The sequence below is a fragment of the Sphingobium herbicidovorans genome, from assembly GCF_002080435.1.
GTDB lineage: Bacteria > Pseudomonadota > Alphaproteobacteria > Sphingomonadales > Sphingomonadaceae > Sphingobium > Sphingobium herbicidovorans.
Map to the genome: position 1 here is coordinate 907,590 of NZ_CP020539.1, position 19,483 is coordinate 927,072.

At 60.6% G+C, this 19,483-nt stretch carries 16 protein-coding genes; 9 read left to right on the top strand and 7 right to left on the bottom strand.

Annotation, left to right across the window (positions count from 1 at the left end):
- Window positions 1-12: 12 nt before the first annotated feature.
- The gene (locus tag B6S01_RS18870; protein ID WP_094182659.1) at window positions 13-1,269 is read left to right on the top strand and encodes an MFS transporter; all 1,257 of its coding nucleotides are present in this window, start codon (window positions 13-15) and stop codon (window positions 1,267-1,269) included.
- Window positions 1,270-1,286: 17 nt separating this feature from the next.
- A complete protein-coding gene (locus B6S01_RS18875; RefSeq protein WP_051908651.1) occupies window positions 1,287-2,285 on the top strand; it encodes an alpha/beta hydrolase fold domain-containing protein in 999 nt (332 codons plus the stop codon).
- 21 nt (window positions 2,286-2,306) lie between these two features.
- Here B6S01_RS18875 and B6S01_RS18880 read toward each other — a convergent pair whose 3' ends face one another.
- Window positions 2,307-2,987, bottom strand: coding sequence for a TetR/AcrR family transcriptional regulator (locus tag B6S01_RS18880; protein ID WP_037469449.1), 681 nt, complete (start codon window positions 2,985-2,987; stop codon window positions 2,307-2,309).
- A 162-nt stretch (window positions 2,988-3,149) separates the two neighbouring features.
- On the bottom strand, window positions 3,150-3,731 hold the full coding sequence (locus B6S01_RS18885) for a TetR/AcrR family transcriptional regulator (protein ID WP_051908653.1): 582 nt from the start codon (window positions 3,729-3,731) through the stop codon (window positions 3,150-3,152).
- Window positions 3,732-4,100: 369 nt separating this feature from the next.
- Between B6S01_RS18885 and B6S01_RS18890 the strand changes: the two genes are divergently transcribed.
- Window positions 4,101-6,623: a TonB-dependent receptor gene (locus tag B6S01_RS18890; RefSeq protein ID WP_037469451.1), complete on the top strand. Its 2,523-nt coding sequence runs from the start codon at window positions 4,101-4,103 to the stop codon at window positions 6,621-6,623.
- An 87-nt stretch (window positions 6,624-6,710) separates the two neighbouring features.
- Here the strand turns inward: B6S01_RS18890 and B6S01_RS18895 are convergent, their stop codons facing one another.
- A complete protein-coding gene (locus tag B6S01_RS18895; RefSeq protein WP_081570560.1) occupies window positions 6,711-7,115 on the bottom strand; it encodes a VOC family protein in 405 nt (134 codons plus the stop codon).
- A gap of 148 nt (window positions 7,116-7,263) precedes the next feature.
- On the opposite strand from B6S01_RS18895, the gene B6S01_RS18900 reads away from it, so the two are divergent.
- The 5 genes from B6S01_RS18900 to B6S01_RS18920 all read left to right on the top strand — a co-directional run bounded on the left by B6S01_RS18900 (window position 7,264) and on the right by B6S01_RS18920 (window position 13,484).
- Window positions 7,264-7,959, top strand: a complete 696-nt coding sequence (locus tag B6S01_RS18900) for a TetR/AcrR family transcriptional regulator (RefSeq protein ID WP_037469459.1) — start codon at window positions 7,264-7,266, stop codon at window positions 7,957-7,959.
- The gene (locus tag B6S01_RS21795) at window positions 7,959-8,429 is read left to right on the top strand and encodes a hypothetical protein (protein WP_169802855.1); all 471 of its coding nucleotides are present in this window, start codon (window positions 7,959-7,961) and stop codon (window positions 8,427-8,429) included. The genes B6S01_RS18900 and B6S01_RS21795 overlap by 1 nt, the downstream gene beginning before the upstream one ends.
- A 192-nt stretch (window positions 8,430-8,621) precedes the next feature.
- Window positions 8,622-10,928 (top strand): PAS domain S-box protein, encoded by a 2,307-nt coding sequence (locus B6S01_RS18910; RefSeq protein ID WP_051908654.1) that lies wholly within the window; start codon window positions 8,622-8,624, stop codon window positions 10,926-10,928.
- A 214-nt stretch (window positions 10,929-11,142) separates the two neighbouring features.
- Window positions 11,143-12,894, top strand: coding sequence for an N-acyl-D-amino-acid deacylase family protein (locus tag B6S01_RS18915; protein WP_037469463.1), 1,752 nt, complete (start codon window positions 11,143-11,145; stop codon window positions 12,892-12,894).
- Between the two features lie 65 nt (window positions 12,895-12,959).
- Window positions 12,960-13,484 carry a VOC family protein gene (locus B6S01_RS18920; RefSeq protein WP_037469466.1) on the top strand — a complete coding sequence of 175 codons (525 nt, stop codon included), beginning with the start codon at window positions 12,960-12,962 and terminating at the stop codon, window positions 13,482-13,484.
- Between the two features lie 70 nt (window positions 13,485-13,554).
- On the opposite strand, the gene B6S01_RS18925 is transcribed toward B6S01_RS18920, so the two are convergent.
- The 3 genes from B6S01_RS18925 to B6S01_RS18935 form a co-directional block, all read right to left on the bottom strand.
- Entirely contained in the window at window positions 13,555-14,448 is an 894-nt protein-coding gene (locus B6S01_RS18925; RefSeq protein ID WP_234810800.1) for a hypothetical protein, read from the bottom strand.
- A gap of 23 nt (window positions 14,449-14,471) precedes the next feature.
- Window positions 14,472-16,940, bottom strand: a complete 2,469-nt coding sequence (locus B6S01_RS18930; RefSeq protein WP_037469587.1) for a TonB-dependent receptor — start codon at window positions 16,938-16,940, stop codon at window positions 14,472-14,474.
- Between the two features lie 294 nt (window positions 16,941-17,234).
- The gene (locus B6S01_RS18935) at window positions 17,235-17,984 is read right to left on the bottom strand and encodes a helix-turn-helix domain-containing protein (RefSeq protein WP_037469470.1); all 750 of its coding nucleotides are present in this window, start codon (window positions 17,982-17,984) and stop codon (window positions 17,235-17,237) included.
- Between the two features lie 390 nt (window positions 17,985-18,374).
- Between B6S01_RS18935 and B6S01_RS18940 the strand changes: the two genes are divergently transcribed.
- Complete coding sequence (locus B6S01_RS18940) at window positions 18,375-18,827, top strand: MaoC family dehydratase (protein ID WP_037469472.1); 453 nt, start codon at window positions 18,375-18,377, stop codon at window positions 18,825-18,827.
- A 122-nt stretch (window positions 18,828-18,949) separates the two neighbouring features.
- Here the strand turns inward: B6S01_RS18940 and B6S01_RS18945 are convergent, their stop codons facing one another.
- On the bottom strand, window positions 18,950-19,192 hold the full coding sequence (locus B6S01_RS18945) for a hypothetical protein (RefSeq protein WP_081570561.1): 243 nt from the start codon (window positions 19,190-19,192) through the stop codon (window positions 18,950-18,952).
- Window positions 19,193-19,483: the final 291 nt, after the last annotated feature.

Below are 19,483 nucleotides of genomic sequence, written 5' to 3' on the forward strand. Positions count from 1 at the left end.
AGGAGACGGTGAATGAATGGCATGACAGGAGCAGCCGTTGCCGGCTCTGCGGGCGGTGGCGATGTCGGACGGGCGCGGATGATGGTTTTCCGCGCCTTTCTGGCGCAGAATGTGGCCGTGGGATCCGCATTTGGCGGGTTTGGCGTTTCCGTCCTGCCGCTACAGCAAATGTATGGCGCCAGTCGCGGGACCACGACCCTGGCCCTGGCGCTGTGCGTGCTCGTGCTTGGCCTTGTCAGTCCGCTTGTCGCCACGCTGATCGGGCGCATCGGACTGCGTTGGACGATGATGATCGGCACCTTGATTTCAGGCGCGGGATACGCGCTTCTGGCGATCGCGCCCAGCATGCCGATAGTGCTGCTGCTATACGCCCTGCCGATCGGTGTCGGCCTGGCCATGTTTGGCCCATTTCCCTCCAGCGTGCTTGCCAGCAACTGGTTCCGGCACAATCCCGGACCGGCGCTGGGCGTGGCCAACATGCCGTTGTTCGTCGCCCTGTTGCCGATGGTCGGGCTGATCCTGATCCGCGATCACGGGCTGGTCGCTTTCTATCTGACGCTGGCGGGCCTGCATGTGGCGTTGTTGCCCATCATCCTGGGTGTGTCGGATGCGCCTGAGGGCGCGGCAGGTCAGCCGGGCGAAGGGCACGGCCATGGCGGCGGCGCAATGGCGCCCGCGCGAACCCTGCTGCGCAGCCCCGCCTTTTGGGTGATGTGCCTGGGCGCAGGTTATCTGAACGCCGTGGGCATTACCGGCGTTTCGCATCTGGTTGCCTTCCTTGCCGAGCGCGGCGTGGCGGCGAGCGCGGCGGCGGGCCTGCTGTCCATCATGGGTGCAGCAGCGGTGATCGGTTCGCTTGCCATCGGCTTTCTTTGTGGACGGTTCGGTGCGCCCATTGCCCTGGCGATGATTGCGGCCGGATTGGCTGTCAGCTGGCTGGCGCTGCTGGGTACGACTTCCTTCCCCCTGATGGCGCTGTCGACGTTGATGCTGGGCGCGGGCGGGGCGGGCGTCTTTCCTGCGGTGAACATGTTGTCTGCCCGTCTGTTCGGCCAGGCATCCCTGGCCCGCGCCATCGGCCTGTTCGGTCTCGTGACGTTGCCGCTGACCTTTTTCCTGCCGCCGCTGGCAGGCGTGCTGCGCGACATGGTGGATGGTTACCTGCCCGTGGTCATGATCATCATCGGCGGCTGCATCCTCATGATGCTCATCTTCCTGGCACTCGCGCGCTCTGGACGGCAGGTGAATGCGCGGGCCGTGCCTGTCTGATCGCCGGAGCGGACGTCATGACCTATCAGATCGACGCAGATGGATCGGTTCGGCTGGGCGGGGCGATCGTGCCGGTGCCGCGGACAGTGAGCGCAGAGGCGCAGCAATTCCTCGCGACGCCGCCCTGGGTGCAGCCCCCTGATCCAGAAGCGGAACGGCTGCCCATGTGGGCGCTTCGCGACTTTGTGGACGAACAGATGAGGCTGGGCGGGGAAGCAGCGCTCCAGCAATATCCCGTCGAGGTGCAGGAAATCGAGATTGCGGGCGTGCGTTGCCACATGGTGAAGCCGCATGACATGCCGGAGGAAAATAAGGGCCTGACCCTGATGAACCTGCATGGCGGGGGATTTGTGATGGGATCGGGATCTCTCGTCGAAGCGATCCCGATCGCCCATCAGGCCAAAGTCGCGGTGATCGCCGTGGACTATCGGCTCGCGCCCGAACATCCCTATCCGGCGGCGGTCGATGATGTGGTCGCCGTCTATCGCACAATGCTGGACTATCATCTTTCCGATCAGATCGGCATCTACGGCACATCGGCGGGCGGCTTCCTGACCGGTCAGACGATCATGCGGCTGGAGCGCGAAGGCCTGCCGTTGCCCGCATGCTGCGGCATCTTTACCGCTGGCGGTGACCTGAGCGATCTGGGCGATACGGCCAGGATCTTTACGCTGATGGGTTTCTGGGGCGATCTGGTCCTGCCCAGCGATCATGAGATCAGCGAGATACGCGCCTATCTGGGCGGGGCGGACCCGAAAAGCCCGGAAGTGTCACCGATCCATGGCGACCTTTCCCGTTTCCCGCCGACACTGCTGATGAGCGGCACGCGCGATGCGGTTTTGAGCGCCACGGCGAACTTTCACCGCGCCCTGCGCCGTGCTGGCGCGCAGGCCGACCTGTTCGTGTTCGAAGCGATGCCGCATGCGCACTGGTATATGCTTCACCTGCCCGAAGCGAGGGAAGCCATCAGCGCGATGAGCGAACATTTTCTGCGCCACCTGCGCCCGAACGGCTGAAGCTGCGGGCAGGCCGGTCGATCACCGGTCTCCCTGCTGATCGCGGTCCATCTGTTCCAGAAAGCGCGCGACCCGCGCGTCGGCGATGCCGATCCCACGAGCGCAAAAGACTATCGCTTCGCGCAGGGTGAGATCATCATCCTCGTCATAGGGGATGGCGATCCGGTCATGGCAGCGGGCCATCATCATCATCGTGCTGACATTTTCTATAAAGGCCGCCGCGTTGGTCGCCGAAATCATCTGCCCGGTAATGCCGCCGTCCGCGCGCGCTGCTTCCAGCGCCTTTTCCAGGTCCGGGCGGGCCAGACGGAGGGCGCGGCGATACACCAGGCGCGCATAGCCGCCGTCAGCGGCAAGGCTGCCCACGACCATGCGCATCCCTTCGGCATTGGGAGCACCCATTCCAAGCATCGCATAGCTGATCGTTCGGCGGAGAACCTCCAGCAATCCTTCTGTACTCGGTTCGGCTGCGCCGTGCGAACGGAAGGTGGCGTTCTGGTCGGCGATGACTTCCCGTAGCACGGCACGATAAATATGTGTCTTGCTGGGGAAATGACGGAACAGCAGCGCTTCGGAAATGCCTGCCGCGCGCGCAATCTGCTGGGTGCGCGCGCCTTCCATCCCATGACGGGCGAAAACCGCCTTTGCCGCCGCAATGATGGAGGCGCGACGACCGGCGCTGGAAAGGCGGGTGGCTGACATCGGCTGGAATATAACTCCGGGATAGGGCGGGACAGGGTCATTCGCCGTACATGCGAACGCTTGGCAAGCGAAGGACGGCAGTTTAGGGATTCGTGTCCGGGAAACAAGGCGCGCGCTCGTCGGGTGGGGCAGCGCGCTATGTGAAACACGTCCCCATCGCCGTCATTCAGCGGGCTGCGGCCTGTTTTCCAAGGCGCGGATGAACTCTCCGAGCAGCATCTTCTGCCGTTCGATCAAGGCAGGGGACAATGGATCGACGCCCGACAATTGCCGCGCCAGCGGGGCGGCCCAGAAATAGCCGAACAGGAGGTTGAAGATGGCGATGATCTGCAACGTCAGGTCTTCGGTCGATGGTTCGAACGCCGTCGTCCGGGTCAGGCGGCGTCCATAGTCGGCAAGCCGCTCGACCCAGGCCATGCCGATTTCGTCCCGATCCGTGGGCGGCGACAGCAGGGAGCGGATCAGCAGCATCGGTACGTTGGGATGCTGCGCCAACACATCGACCATCTTGCCCGCCAGAACAGGAAAGGACGCGTCTTGCGGCGATTGGTCGATCGTCGCTTCCATTTCGTCCGCCAGCGGTTGCAGGGCCCTTTGGAGAACGCAGCGGTACAGCGCATCCTTGCTTTCGAAATGCTTGTAGAGCCCGGGCTGCTGGATGCTGGCCGCTGCGGCTATGTCGCGTAGCGCGGTCGCTTCGTAGCCTTGCTGAGCAAATAACAGCTCGGCGGTATCGAGCAACATGTCGGCGGTCCTTTGGCCTTTGCTCGTCCGTGGGGAAGAAGGTTCGCTGATGGTTCGCTGAACGGGTCCGGTCATGGGCGTACCGTAACGGGAGGCCCCGGCTTTGGCCATATCCCCTTGCATCGCGCTTTCCCTGCGATCCGGCTCCCTGCGATCGGGCATTCGAAACGCAATGCGATGGTTGCTCCGCATATGCGGAATAGATCGGATGACATGCATGGAGACCCAGCTGTTGTGGCATGATCCGCCTACGCGAAAGCGTATGGGAGGGTGAAGGGGCTAATAAACCGGGCGGATCAACCGCCAGAACCTCCGGACCCGATCTTCAAACAAAATTTAAAGCTCATTCATAAATGAGGAGGAGAGAGGATGGATAGTTTCAAAAGGGGCTATGCGGCTACGCTGATGGCGAGCGCCGCATTTCTTGGTGCGATGACTCCGGCGCAGGCGCAGACCGCGCCGCAGGCCGAGCCAGCGCAGGGCCCGCAGATCAGCGACATCATCGTGACCGCCCAGCGCCGCGCCGAACGATCGCAGGACGTGCCGATCGTCATCAGCGCCTTCTCGCCGGAGCGGTTGAGGGAATTGAACATCACCGAGCCGCAGAAGCTGTACGGTAATGTCCCCTCGCTCGTCGTAGGTACGCAGGGGCAGGCAAGCCGCGACGTGCAGAGCTTCTCCATCCGCGGACAATCGACCGGTTTCCTCGCGCTGCCATCGGTGGCGACCTATCTGAACGAAGTGCCGCTGGTGGCGTCGATCAGCCTCAGCCTGCAGGGCGGCCCCGGCCAATTCGTCGATCTGGAGAATGTGCAGGTTCTATCGGGTCCGCAGGGCACGCTGTTCGGGCGCAACACCACGGGCGGCGCAGTGCTGCTGTCTGCGCACAAGCCCTCTACGGATCATGTCGAAGGCTATATTCAGGGTTCCTACGGCAATTATGACCTGGTGAATATAGAGGGGGCGTTTAACCTTCCCATCATCCAGGACAAGCTCGCCATCCGCGTTGCCGGCGCCTATTATGACCGTACGGGCTACACTCAGGATATCGTCTGGGACAAGGATCGCGACAATCAGCATTGGTACACCGGGCGCGTCAGCATCCTGGCTACCCCGACCGAGCGTTTGACCAACAATCTGATGGTCTATGGTTCCAAGTCACGGAACAACGGTGCGGGCTATATCAACCGTGGTTTCCGTATCGGCGGGCTGGTGACGGGTCCGGGCGGCGTCTGCCTCACGACACCGGGCTGTGCGGAGATATATAATCGTCAGACCGAAATATCGCAGCAGATCGGGCCTCGGAAAACCCGCAACGACGTTGACGGCTATTCCAACATCGACGCCTGGGGCGCAATCAACACGACGGATCTGGAACTGAGCGACACGCTGACGTTGCGTAACATCATCAGTTATCAAGAGCTGAAATCCGACTATGGCAACGATAATGACGGCACCCCGCTACAGGGATATCAGACGTCACAGAGCGCCGATTTCCCGGACTTTCCTGTTCCGGGCCTGACCGACGAATTCGGCATCCCGGTCGCCGGTTATAATAATGAGGTCAAACTTACAGCCCCGCGCGACCATCTGAAACAGATCACCGAAGAACTGCAATTGCAGGGCAATGCCCTGGACAACCACCTCACCTATGCTGTCGGCGGCTTCTATATCGACACGAAACCGGTGGGCGTATGGCAGGGTGCGGCTGTCCAGTTCTGTTCGCCGATCAATACCGGCAATCCGATCACTTGCGCGGGCAGTCGCGCATTGAGCGGCGTGACGAACAAATCCCGCGCCCTCTATGGCCAGGGGACGTTGGATTTCGGCGCATTTTCCCCTGCGCTGGCAAGCCTGCGCCTGACCGCTGGCTATCGGTACACCTGGGACACGGTAAAGGGCTTCAACGCTTCATGGTCGCCACTGGCAGATGGTACGGTGATCTGTTCGGTGTTGGGCCCTGTGCCGCGTCCGAGCCCTGCGGATTGCCGCTATGACGCAACGCTCAAGACAAAGGCGCCCACCTGGACCGTCGGTCTGGATTACAAGCCGTTGTCAGGCGTGATGGTCTACGGCAAGGTCACGCGCGGCTACAAGGCTGGCGGTTTCAATTCGGTTGCCGTGAACGAAGAGTTTCGTACCTTCGAACCGGAAAAGCTCACCAGCTATGAAGCCGGTTTCAAATCGGACTGGCGTGTTGGTTCAGTGCCTGGACGTCTGAACGTGACCTATTTCTATTCGGACTATAAGAATATCCAGCGTCCTGGTTCCGACTTCAACCTGACGACCTTCGCAGGCGGCGCAAAGATCCTGTCGGCAACCGCCACTATCCAGGGGGTTGAGGCAGAAGCGTCGATCCGTCCGTTCGAGGGGCTGGAGATCGGCGGCACGTTCAGCCACACCGATGCCGATTACAAGAAGTTCCAGTTCACTTCGCTGGGTGCGGATCGCACCTGCCTTCCAGGCGGCGGCTTCGCGGTCGTTCCCTTCGGCGGCACGGTGGACGCAAGCTGCCTGCCGTTCCAGTTCGTGACGCCTTACATCTACAATATCCGTGCAACCGCCAAGCTGCCGATGGACGATGATATGGGCGAGCTGTCCTACCTCATCAGCTATTCGCACTTCTCCAAACAGCATACTTCGCCCACGGGTGACCCGAGTTTCGAGCCGGGATCGATGCTGGAAGCCTATGGCTTGCTGAATATGTCGCTCGACTGGCGGAACATCAGCCAGACTGGCCTGGACGCGAGCCTGTTCGTCACCAACGCGACGAATAAGCTGTACCGTGTCGGAAACGCCAACAGCTTTAACGGCCTTGGCATCTTCTCATCGCTCTATGGCGAGCCGCGCATGTACGGCATCAGGCTTCGCTACAGCTTTGGCGAACGCTAAGCGGCGGTGAAAAGGTGGCCGCCCGGACATTCCGGGCGGCCACCTTTATTTTGATCCCGAACCGTGATCGGGCGACCCGTTTGACGATCAGAGCATCTCGACGACTTCGATCATATGGCCATCGCTATCCTTGATAAAAGCGACCTTTACGCCATGCTTGGGTTGCGCATGGGCGGCCCGATATACGCTGCCGCCTTCGGCCCAGGCCTTTTCCACGACGGCGTCGACGTCATCGACGACAAAACCCAGCGTGACTTCGCCGGGTTTCGGAATGGGGAGATTGGGAAAGCGTTGAATGACCAGCGTGGGGTGGGAATATCCTTCCACGTCCGCGCCCATGATGATCTCGTCAAGTTCATGCTCGCCTTCGCCTTGCCGGACGCGGGCTTTTTCGATCAGGCCGAAGACCCGGTTGTAGAAGGTGTAAAGATTATCCACATCGGAAACGATCAGCTTGGTGAAGCTGAAGCCGCTCATAACGCCCTCTGCCATATGTCATTCTCCCTTATGGCTGCTGGTGACGCTGAACTGTTGTACCCAGCCCGCAAAGCATACAAGGTTATTTTAGCATCTGTTTCCAAAAATATGAAATGGGTGATCGGCGGCTTGACAAATATCCCGTTTCGCCGGTCAAGGCGGTATGGATTCTGATGTGGAAGCATCGCCCGCGCCGCTGCGCGCAGGGCGCGGAAGGCCCGCCAAGCTGACGGCCGCCTTGATCGTGGCAAAGACCCGCGAGATGCTGGCGGAAATGCAGCCTGAAGAGATCAACTTCGCCCTTCTGGCGCGCAAGCTGCGGGTGCCCAGTTCGTCGGTCTATAATTATTTCCCCAATCGCGATGCATTGCTCAATGCGGTCGCCGCCGACGTTTTTGCCGGCTTCCATTTCGACGATCCGCGACAAGCCGTGCCCTGGCAGCAGCGGCTGCGCGCTTGGCTTGACGAACTGGACGATTTTTTCGATCGGAACCCGGTTGCGTTCCGGCTCATGGCGACGAACAGCCAGGCCTCGCCGGCGTGGACCAACGTCCGCGTGACATGTTTTGAGGTGTTGCAGGGGCTTGGCTATTCGGGGCGGGAATTGAGCCTTGTTCACGCCTGGTTCGAGGGGCAGGTTACCGGCCTGCTGCTGATCGAATATCATGCCGGGCGCAATCGGGCGAACGCAGGCGGCATTGATAACGACCCGTCAAAGGCAACGAGCGAGGCGGAGCGTTGCGATATTGAACGTCGTCATTATCTCCCCACCATCAAGCGGCAGGAGATCATCTCATTGGGTTTCGACAGCCTGATCGGCGCGCTCGAACGCATGGCAAAGGGCAATGCACGCGCTTGATGGGGGGCGCCGACCTGAAACGGAGACGGAAAGGCTCAGCTGCCCGCCTTTTTTTGGAAAAGTTGCGTCTCGCCCGTTCGGAGGCGAGAACTCAATCACTTGCCGTGCGTTTAGATCGTGCGGCGGCGGACTTGTGGCCCCGCATGGAGCCAATCATGTGTGTTCTCGTCGAATTCCCCGGCGGCGTGCACCGCGAAATTCCCGCCCAGCTTCGACAGATATCCGCGCAGCAGTTGAATGGCCCCGCCGAATTTGAACAGGTTCCGCTGAACTGCGATCCCCATTGGAAATTTGAGCGGCGCGGAAACCACTGGGTCGCGCTCCCGCGTAATGGTCAGTTGGTGGCCTTGCGTCCGAGGGATCTGGCCTGGTGGCAATTCGTGGACCTGATGGTCGAACATGAACAGGGAACTGTCAGCGCGGCGCAAGGGGACGTAGAGCCTCCATTCGATATGCAGCCCGCCGCATAACCATGCGCTTCCCCACATCAAATTACTGCGGACAGCGCGGAACCGTTCAGGCAGTGGGAAGTTCCGGTCGGGCGGGAGATACTGTTGCGGACTATTAAAACATGTCCCGGTCCAAAGGGTGGGTAAAGGGTGACGATTTCAGACCGGACTGCGGACGGCAATTTCCATAATTTTCTAAACGGCGGTGGAGAGATGGGCGATCGGATCGCCCAATTCGACTGGTCTCGCACCGGCCTTGGCCCGATCGACAGGTGGTGCGGGGCGATGAGAAGCATGCTGGCCTTCGCGCTGCGATCCCCCGTGCCGATTGTGACGCTGTGGGGGGAACAGGGCGTCATGATCTATAATGACGCCTACCGGCTGTTCGCTGGCGCGCGCCATCCCGCCCTGCTGGGCACCAACGTATTGGAAGGCTGGCACGAAGTCGCCGATTTCAATGCCAATGTCATGCAGAAAGTCTACCGCGAAGGCGGTGCGCTGTCCTATCAGGACCAGGAACTGACGCTGATCCGCGACGGCACGCCCAAGCAGTTGTGGACCGACCTGCAATATTCCCCGGTGCTGGATGAGGATGGTGCGCCAATCGGGGTCGTCGCGATCGTCATCGAAACGACGGAAAAGGTGCTGGCGAGCCGCCGCCTTCAGGATGACCGCAACCGGCTCTGGTCCATCTCGCGCGATCTGCTGCTCGTCTGCACGCTGGATGGCGCCGTAACTGCGGTCAACCCTTCGGTCACGCGCATGCTGGGATGGGTCGAGGAGGAGATGGTTGGGCGATCGCTGTACGATTTCATCCACCCCGCCGATCTGGACCGAACCAACATGGAAATGGCCAGCCTGGGCAATGGTTTCAGCACCCTGTCTTTCGAAAACCGTTATCGCACGCGAGATGGCGGGTATCGCCTGCTTGCCTGGACGGCTGTGCCCGACGCTGGCCGCATTCATGCCGTTGGGCGCGACATTACAGACGAACGCCATCTTGCGCGCGATCGTGACCGAATCTGGAACCTGTCGCCAGTGTTGAAGGTGGTTACCGACACACATGGTTATATCACGGACGTCAATCCGTCCTGGACCCAGACGCTTGGCTGGTCGCGCGAGGAGACGGTGGGCCGCCGCAGCACGGACTTCATGGTCGACGATGAAGCCGACTGGCATGATCGCGTTGAAACGCTTCGGGCAGGGACGTCGATGCTGGATTATCGCACGACCCTGCGCACCAAAAGTGGCGATCAGCGGACGATCCAGTGGACGACCGTGCCGGAAAACGACACCTTCTATGGCTTCGGCCGCGATATCACGGCGGAGATCGAGGCCGCTGCCGCCCTGGCCGATGCCGAGGCCGCTTTGCGCCAGTCGCAGAAGATGGAGGCCGTGGGCCAGCTGACCGGTGGGATAGCGCATGATTTCAACAACCTGCTCCAGGGTATCACCGGCAGTCTGGAGATCGTCCAGCGGCGGGTGGCGCAGGGGCGGCTGGACGAGCTGGATCGCTTCATCACCGGCGCATCGACCGCCGCCAATCGCGCCGCTGCCCTGACGCACCGGCTGCTGGCATTTTCCCGCCGTCAGCCGCTGGACCCCAAGCCGGTCCGGGCCAACGCCCTCGTCGCGTCGATGGAGGACTTGCTTCGCCGCACCATCGGCGAGCGGATTGAGTTGGAACTGGTGCTGGCGGGCGGACTGTGGGTCACCAAGTGTGACCCCAACCAGTTGGAAAGCGCAATCCTGAACCTCGCGATCAACGCTCGCGATGCGATGCCCGAAGGGGGCAAGTTGACAATAGAGACCTGCAACGCCCATCTCGACCGCGCCTATGTCGCGCGACAACGGGGCGTACGGCCGGGCCAATATGTCTGCCTGTGCGTCAGCGATACAGGCATCGGCATGAGCGCCGACACAATCAGCAAGGCGTTCGAGCCCTTTTTCACGACGAAACCGATCGGCCAGGGCACGGGCCTGGGACTTTCGATGATATACGGCTTTGCGCAGCAGTCCGAAGGCTATGCCAAGATCTATAGCGAGGTTGGCCAGGGAACGACCTTCAAACTCTATCTGCCCCGCTATCGTGGCAGCGCGGAGGAGGAGGAAGGCGTCCCGCAACTGAACGCCCTTCATCAGGCCGAGGACGGCGAAGTGGTGCTGGTCGTCGAGGATGAGGCGGTGGTGCGTGGTCTGATCATGGAGGAATTGCATGAACTGGGCTATGCCGCACTGGAGGCGGTCGATGGCAACAGCGGCCTTGATATGCTGCGGTCGAAGCGCCAGATCGACCTTCTTGTCACCGACATTGGATTGCCGGGCCTGAATGGCCGCCAGCTCGCGGACGCGGCGAGGGAGCTGCGGCCTTCGCTCAAGATATTGTTCATGACCGGTTACGCGGAAAATGCCGCCCTTGCGTCGGGGTTCCTTGAACCGGGGATGGAAATGATCACGAAGCCCTTCGCGATGGAGGCGCTGGCAACGCGCATCCGCGCAATGCTGACCGACCCGTCCTGATCGCTGTGACCCGTTGGCCAGCTATGGCCGCGGGATCATCGGCCAGCCCTTGAAAGGATCATGCAATGATCCTGTCGGCCAGTTGCGCTCAGCCGAACTTGCGGCGCCCGGACAGGTCGCGATAGCCTTTCTCCAGCACGATCGCCCGGCAAGCAGGCGACACAGATGCATGGCTTTGGCCTCGAGGGACAACGAGCCTCAAAAGGAGAGAGAGATGACGGACATGTTGATCCGTGGTGGCACGGTGGTCGATGGCACGGGTGCGCCCGGCTACCCCGCCGATGTGCGCGTGGCAGGAGGCAGGATCGCCGAAATCGGCACCGGCCTGACCGCTGCCGCTGGGGAAGAAGTGGTGGACGCGAGCGGTTGCTATGTGACGCCGGGGTTCATTGAAAGCCACACCCATTATGACGCGACGATGTGGTGGCAGCCGGATCTGGACCCGTTGCCCGGCAATGGTGCGACTACGGTGATCCTTGGCAATTGCGGCTTCAGCGCCGCGCCGCTTTCGAAAGAGCAGGCCGCTCAATTGGAGATGATCAAAATCTTCTCCTTCTTCGAAGATATTCCGTTGAAGCCTTTCCTCCAGAACGTCCCGTGGGATTGGGAGAAATGGTCGGAATATAAGGCGTCGATGGCGCGCAACATCAGCCTGCCCGCCAATTATTCCGCCTTTGTCGGGCACATCGCCCTGCGCCTTGCCGCCATGGGCGTCGAGGCATGGGATCGCGCCGCGAGCGCGGAAGAGATCGCCCGCATGGCTGAACTGCTGGATGATGCGCTGGCGGCGGGCGCGCTGGGCATGTCGGACAATCTGCATGACCATGACGGGGATGATCGTGCTATCCCCACGCTGCTGGCCGACGATGCCGAGTTCGAGGCGCTGTTCGCGGTGATGGAGCGTTATCCCGGCACCAGCTATCAGGTCATCATCGATACCTTCATGCGCAAGACGGGTCCTGCGAGCCTTGAACGGCTTGGTCGTCTGCTGAAGGGGCGGGCGGTTCGTATCCAGGTTGCCGGGGCCGTGCCGACGCTGGAGTTCCAGAAGGATATTCTTCCACAGCTTCAGGACACGATGGCGAAGCTGAAGGCCGACGGCGTCGATATCTGGCCGGGCTATGCCCATGTGTCGCCTACCAGCACCCTGAGCCTGGTCAAGTCGCTGATCTTCGCCCAGTCGAACGACTATGTCTGGCATGAGGTCGTTCTGGCCGAAACGCACGAGGAAAAGGCGCGTTTGCTGGGCGATCCAGACTGGCGGGCGAGGGCGCGGGAAAGCTGGGACACGAAAGCCTGGCCGCATTCGCCGATGAACAACCCGCAAGACCTGTATCTGCTGGATAGCGAGAATGGCGCGGGGCCTGTGGGTGGTACGCTGAAGGATTTTGCCGAGGCGCGTGGGCTGCACCGGTCGGACGCAATGGCGCAGTGGATACTTGAGAACGGCACCAAATCGACGGTTCATATGGCGCCGTTTCCCAAGGATGAGGACCTGACCATACAGCTGATGCTGGACCCCAAGACGGTCGGCAATATCTCCGACGCGGGCGCGCATTTGCAGATGCTGTGCGGGGGTGGAGAGAATATCCTGCTCTTCACCAAATATGTGCGGGAAGGGTTGTTGACCCTTGAGCAGGCGATCCATGTGAAGACGGGCAAGCTCGCCAACTTCTTCGGCCTGCACGATACGGGCGAGATCAAGGTCGGGCGTCGGGCGGACATCGCCGTGTTCAACCTTGACGAGGTTGAATATCGCAACATGGAAAAGCGCTTCGACGTGCCCGATGGCGACGGCGGCACAACCTGGCGCTTCACCCGTCCGGCCGCGCCGATGCGGCTGACGCTGGTGAACGGGGTCAAGACCTTCGACGGCAAGGGCTATACCGGCGCCCGGCCCGGCGAATATCTGGTTCCAACGGCTGCCGCCAACGACGCTATGGCGTCCCTTGAGGCCGCGGAATAAGGAAGAGCAGGGAGCGGGCGGACAGGTCGCCCGCTCCCCCTATCGTTCGGCAAGGGGGCAAGCGCGTGGCCATATTCGGTGCGATCGACCAGACGGGTATATTGGTCAGCGATCTTGATGCCAGCATCGCCCGTTGGACCGCGCATTCAGGCGTGGGGCCATGGACCGTTTTTCGCAATGTGCGGATGGAGGGCGTCTATCGTGGCGAGCCGACGATTGTGACCATGGATGTAGCCCTGGCTTATCAGGACAACATGCAGATCGAACTCATCCATGTGACGAACGACGCCCCGTCACCCTATCGGGATGATGAGGGGCGGCCATTGCTGGGTCTTCATCATCTGGCCCGTATTGTCGATGACGTTGACGCCGCCGTGGAAGCGGCGGTCGCGGGCGGCATGGAAGTGATCTTCACCGCCCATAATCCGGCAACCCGCGTCGCCTATCTTCAGGTGCCGGGCGAGCCAGGCCAGTTGTTCGAGTTCATCTGCGGCGCGGACATGCGCGCGATGTGCGCGGCGGGCATCGCGGCTGCGCGAGCGTGGGACGGCAGCGACCCGGTGACGGTCATAGACTTCGCCGCTGCCTGACCACCTCTATCCAGGACCATTGGACCGAAGGGCGCTGCTTTCCCTTTGAAGGCAGCGCCCTTTCCTGACCTCACTCCGCCGCCATCGACGCCATTCCCTGGTGACTGGGCCTCGGGTCTTCGCTGACCGCGGTGGTCCAGGCCCATTCGCCCGGCGTTGGCGGATTGGTGATGCCGAATTCCTCGCGAATATCCTGCACCTGCCAGTCCAGATAGTCGCGATAGGGAATGAGGAACAGCGGATGTTTCCAGTTGCGGCCCTGCGCCGCGCCAATATCCTCCGCATCCAGCTCGATCTTCACGGACTCCGGGTAGAATAGGCCGCTTTTCATGATCGTCTTGGCGCGCAGATAGGAACCGACCCGATTGAAGAAGGATGCCAGTTCGGGGACGAAATATTTATAGAATGCGCGTGTATTTGCCGCGAGCAGTGCGACCTCTCCGGCATGGTTGGTTTCAAATCCGGTGATCATATGTTCGATGTCGTGCGTGTGGGTGCGCTCCTTCATGTAGAAGTCGAAATCGGTCTTGATCTCCATACCCTGAAAGAAGTGATCCATATTGTAGCCGCTGTTGACGACGAAATCGTGGATTACTGCGCGCAGCGTCCCCGGCTCCGCACCTGCCAGTTCTTCGTTAGTGAACAGTGAAACCTTTTTGCCGGCCAACCACGCCTTGAATTCGGGCAGGCGCGCCTTTTCCTCTTCGAACAACTGAAAGATGCGTGGCCAGTTCTCCAACTCCATCAATATCTTCACGACATCGGGGATATAGGCCGTGTTCGGCAGCTCCGCCCCGTTCCGCCGCAGCATTTCCTGCGCGATCAAGGCGCGCAGTTGCGGGTGGTTGAGATAGGGCGAGGAGCTGATCAGGACGGAGCTTTCCGTCGTGAACCCAGGCCCTGATCCATTATAATAGGCAAAATCCGCGTCGCTTACGCGGGCTGAAATTTCATTTTCCATCATCTCTCTCCTCTTCATTCCATTGTTCAGAAACTTACCCCAAGCTCGACACCATAAGTCCGGCCGCGCTCATAGCTGGTGACCAGTTGCAGGACTGGCGATCCGAAGGGATTATATTGCTGGTTGAACAGATTTTGCCCGAACAGGGACAGGGACGCCTTTGCCCTGCCCAGCGGCATGTCCATCCAGCCGATCCGGCCATCGACCAGCCAGTAGGATCTGGTGAAGGCATAGCGTTCAAGGTCCGCGACGTTGCCCGCAAGGTCGAAGAAAGGTGTCGACACCAACGGCGCACGACTGCGATAACGTGCGTCCACGCGAGCCGATATGTGGCCGCCCATCGCCATGTCAGGACTATCATATTGGGCCGAGGCCCGCCCTTGCCATTTCGAGGTAAAGACGGTGCGGGCAATGTCGGCGACTTCGGCGCCGTTCAGGATAAAGCTTTTATAGTCGAAGTCGGTATAGCTGAGATTGCCGCTCAACGTCAGGCCCCGAACGGGCACCAGATCGGCTTCGATCTCGAACCCCTTGATGCTAGCCTTGCCCGCATTGTTGAAGAATTGTCGGCCGTTGATGAAGTTCTGGGTCTGAAGATCCTTATAGTCGCTGTAGAACAGGGCGATATTGGTACGCAGCCGGTTACCCCAGCTTTGCGCCTTCAGGCCCAGCTCGTAGGCGGTCAGCGTTTCGGGCTTGTAAGGGATGCCGCTCAATATGCCGCCCGCGACGTAGCCGGTCGATACCTTGCCATAGGCGGTCACGCGATCGGTCGGTCGCCAGGTGACGATCGCGGCCCAGGTCGCTTTCTTGTAATCCACCTTGTAGTCACCGACGCCCAGCTGTCCGCCCTGGCCGCCTGACACCGCGAAAATGCGGTTTTCCCGCTTGTCGATCGTGTAGCGCAGGCCGCCGGTCAGGTCGATCGTGTCGGTCAGATGGTACGTCAGCTGGCCATAGGCGGCATAGCTGTCGTTGATCGCCCGCGTCCGCGTGATGCCGCTGCCAAAGATGCTGTCCAGCGATGGATTGCTGTCCGCCGCATCGACGACGCCATCGCCGTTTATGTCGAACGGGAGTGGCCCGACCGGCAGGCCGGGAATGATGCCAACCGTCGATGTATCTACCACCACGCCGTTCGCCACCGGCTGGAAAATCCCCAATATGTCGGTCGCCGGCGTGTTTTCGTGGAAGTAGAACAGCCCCGCCGTAAGGTCGAAGGCGTTGGATGTCAGTTGTAGCTGGAACTCCTGGCTGAACTGCTTTTGCCTGGTCGATCGCGACGTCAGCAGGGAAAAGATGGAGTCGTTTGGACCGGGCGCATTGGCGGGGTCGAGTATGCCTGCCACATTTCCGGCAAGCAGCGCCTGCAACTGCGCCGTGGTGAAGCGCAGGCCGCCCGTCGCGGCGAGATCATAGACATTCGGATCCTGCCGAAATTTGCGGAAGGCGCTGATGCTCTTGAGGGTGATCGCGTCGCTTACGGGATAGGTCAGCGTCAGGCTGTGCCCCTGCGTTACCACATGTTCGGTGCTGGTGGCGTTGGCGACAGTCGTCAGGCGATCGGTCGAAATATTGGTGGTTCCGCCAAAGAGCGGCTGAAAGGCGATGATGGGCGAAAGCAACTGCCCAGACGCATCGGGGATGACGCCAAAGCTCTGCATCGCGCGCCCCGTCGCGCGCGCATCGGTATAGTCGAACCGATAGTCGGCGGTCAGGTCGCCCAGATCCAGCCGTGCCGCCACGCCGACGCCATCGACATTGCGCCCGCCCAGCCGATCGGCGATCCGCTGGACACCAAATGACGGGTCGCGCTGGCGCAGGTCTATCGTCTGTCCGCCCAGCAGGTTGCGGTAATCGCCTTCTATCTCGTCATGCAGGTAGGACAGCTTGACCGACAGCGGACCCAGGGCGGGCAGATCGACCGAAATCTTCGCCCGCTTCGCATCATAATTGCCGTAGGAAACCGAGCCGCGCACCCCGAACTCGCCAGAGGGGGCGGCGGTGACCAGGCTGATCGCGCCGCTGGTCGCATTGCGCCCGAACAGCGTGCCCTGTGGGCCGCGCAGCACTTCCACCCGCTGAATATCGGACAGGTCAAAGATCGAACCGACCGTGCGCCCGATATAGACGCCGTCCAGATAGATGCCGACCTTGGGATCGACCGCATTGTTCGATGTGCCCGACGCCACGCCGCGGATGATGATCGTGGGATTGGATTGCAGGCCCTGCGTATTGATCTGAAGGCTGGGCGCAATGCCGGCCAGGTTGCGGATGTTGGTGACGCGTAGCTGGTCGAGCTGCTCGGCCCCGATCGCGGTCACCGCCACGGGCACCTTTTGCAGGCTTTCCTCGCGGCGCTGCGCCGTCACGATAATATCGGCCAGCTGGCCCTGAACGGAATCCTGCCGGGCCGGGTCGGCATCCTGCGCCAAAGCCGCTGTCGTGGCGAACGACGATATACCCGCTAACGCAACGGCAATCGATGAATGCATGGCAATCCCCTTCCTTTCGTCGGGCGATGCCATCCCTCAAATACGGGCCGTGCTCATTGGAAAAGCACGGTCCCCCGCTGCGATCACATGCGTTGTTCCGCATTCGATCACAAACGGCTGGCGGTGTTCCGCCATTATCTTCTTCAAGATGCAGATCGATCGGCGGCACATTGCCGCCAGCCCATTTCTGCATCCTCTCCCAATAGCTCTGCCGCGGATCATATCGCTGGTCAGGCTACCTTCTTTGGTTGGAGGGTGACTTGAAATGATCCCTTCGTCAAGCGGGATTGGGCGTCAGCGCGATTTGAGCGGAGCGACCGGACAGGCGACGGCCAGAATGGCATGCCATTCGCCCGGCAAGGCGGATGTGCGGCGATCCGAGTGGGCGATTTCGCGAAGTTCCGCGCGGAAGCGCTCTATCCGTTCTGCCACGCGGGCGATGCCGACCGGAGATAATTTCACCGTTTCGACGCCGAAGATCGTGTTGGGATCTCCATAGTCCAGCGAGAAGAATAAATGCTTCATATGCTGTTCGAAATGCCGTCGCATGGGTTCGCGCTGCCACACATGGGCAGGGTCCAGCCGGGCGCGCAGCCGACCGCCGGGCAGGCGATCGATCAGCGCCAGTCGTTCCAGCCGCTCGACGTGCTGGGCGATATGGTCGGCGGGAATCCCGAACCCTTCCTCTGCCTCGGACACGGGCCAGCCGGTGATGATGATGAAGAAAACGGTGGACAGTTCGGGACTGGTTGTCAGCGCCTTTTCCTGGGCCAGCGTCAACTTGTCGGACGACCGGTCTCGCACGGCTGCTTCCTCGGCGATCTCGGTCAGGCTGGTGTCTGCGAGCGCGCAGAGTTGCGACAGGGTGCGAAGGCCAAGCCCGCGTCCGTGAAGCCATCGCTTGACGGTGGCGGTGCCGACATCCAGCTTTTTCGCGACATCGGCCTGCGTCAGCCCGGCAGCGCGCAGCCGTCGCCGCAGCGCCGCCAGCAGTAGTTCATGTTCCATGCCGAAAGGGTCGCTGGACGAAGGGGTGGGGCTCATCAGATGATCCCTCTTTCCGCGGCGCGGATGATGCCGGGTCGGCGGCGCGCTACACTTTCCCTTGCGATGTTTGATCGCGGATAGGTCCGGGGTCGATGTCCATCCCTCCCCTCTCCGGCTGCACGGCGTTCGTGCAGCCGGAGCTTGTTTTCTCTCCCAGCCATGATCTCTCCCATGTTCGTCGTTGGCGATCATGGTAGATGGTGCCCGACAGCTTACAAGTGGCTAAGGCGGCCCCTTTGGCCATTGCCTGTTTTCCGTCGCATTCCTTTTTGATCAAGCATAGGATGGCGATCGGTAGAGGATGTTGCCTGGAACTGAGATCACTCCTGTCTCGGCATCGTCCCCCTATCGTTCGAGAACTTCAGGCGGCATGACGAGGTTTGCATAATGGGCCAATTTTTCGATTATCTTCAGTCCAGGGCGGATGAAGAAGCAGTGTCGGACTGGATCCTGGTGAGTCAGGAAATGATCGATCAATTCGCCGACGCGACCAAGGACCATCAATATATTCACGTCGATTCCGAACGCGCGAGCCAGTCGCCGTTCGGCGGCACGATTGCACACGGCTTCCTGACGCTGTCGTTGCTGTCCCACCTGTGCAACGATGCGCGCGGCGACATCGTCCCGGACGGCGCTACCGAGATCAATTATGGCAGTAACAAGCTGCGTTTCCTGGCGCCGGTCCGCTCGGGCAAGCGTGTGCGTGGGCGCTTTAAGCCGCTGGAGATTGTCGAAAAGCGGCCGGGGCAAATCCAGCTCACTACCGAAGCGACAGTCGAGATCGAGGGCGAGGACAAGCCTGCGCTCATTTGCGAATGGATCACCCAGTTCAAGCTGTGAAAAGAGGCGGCTGACGGTGATCCGCGCATCCGATCACGGCGAATAGCGCATGCGGATCAGCAGGATTGGCAGTGGATAATTTGGAAGACCGGCAGGATCAGGCCTGGCGCGCGCGAATATGTTCAGGCGGCGCTGTTTGCTGAGTGGATGCCGAACGCCATTCGGGCAGCGTTGATCGTATATTGATATTCCTGGCTGTCAGGAACAAGATCGTGCCAGTCCTTGTTGGCAATAGCCGCGAAACTGTCTTGCCAGATCTTGCAGGCGATCAATTGTATTTCAGTTTCCTTGGGAGCTCTCTGCGCTTCCAGGCAATCGCGAAGAATTGCGTGAAAGACGGCGCCCCGGACTGGTGCGTTTTTCATGGGCATCCTCTCCAGCAGCCGATTCTCTGTTCAGCTTACGAAAACGGAAATTTGCATAAGGGCATGCCTTCGTCAACCATGCGACGAAATTTCCTGATGTTAACCTAAGTAAAGATTACGATCATTTCAAATCGTCTAGATTTTCACTGTAAGTACAACGTTGTCATTTTGATAAGTGATTGATAGTGAAGATGTCAGGCGCTGAAGCCTCGCCCGATGGGCGCATCCTATCAATTCCTGATCGCAGAGATTTTCGTCAATGACGGGCCGTCCTGTGCCTGCATATATTCT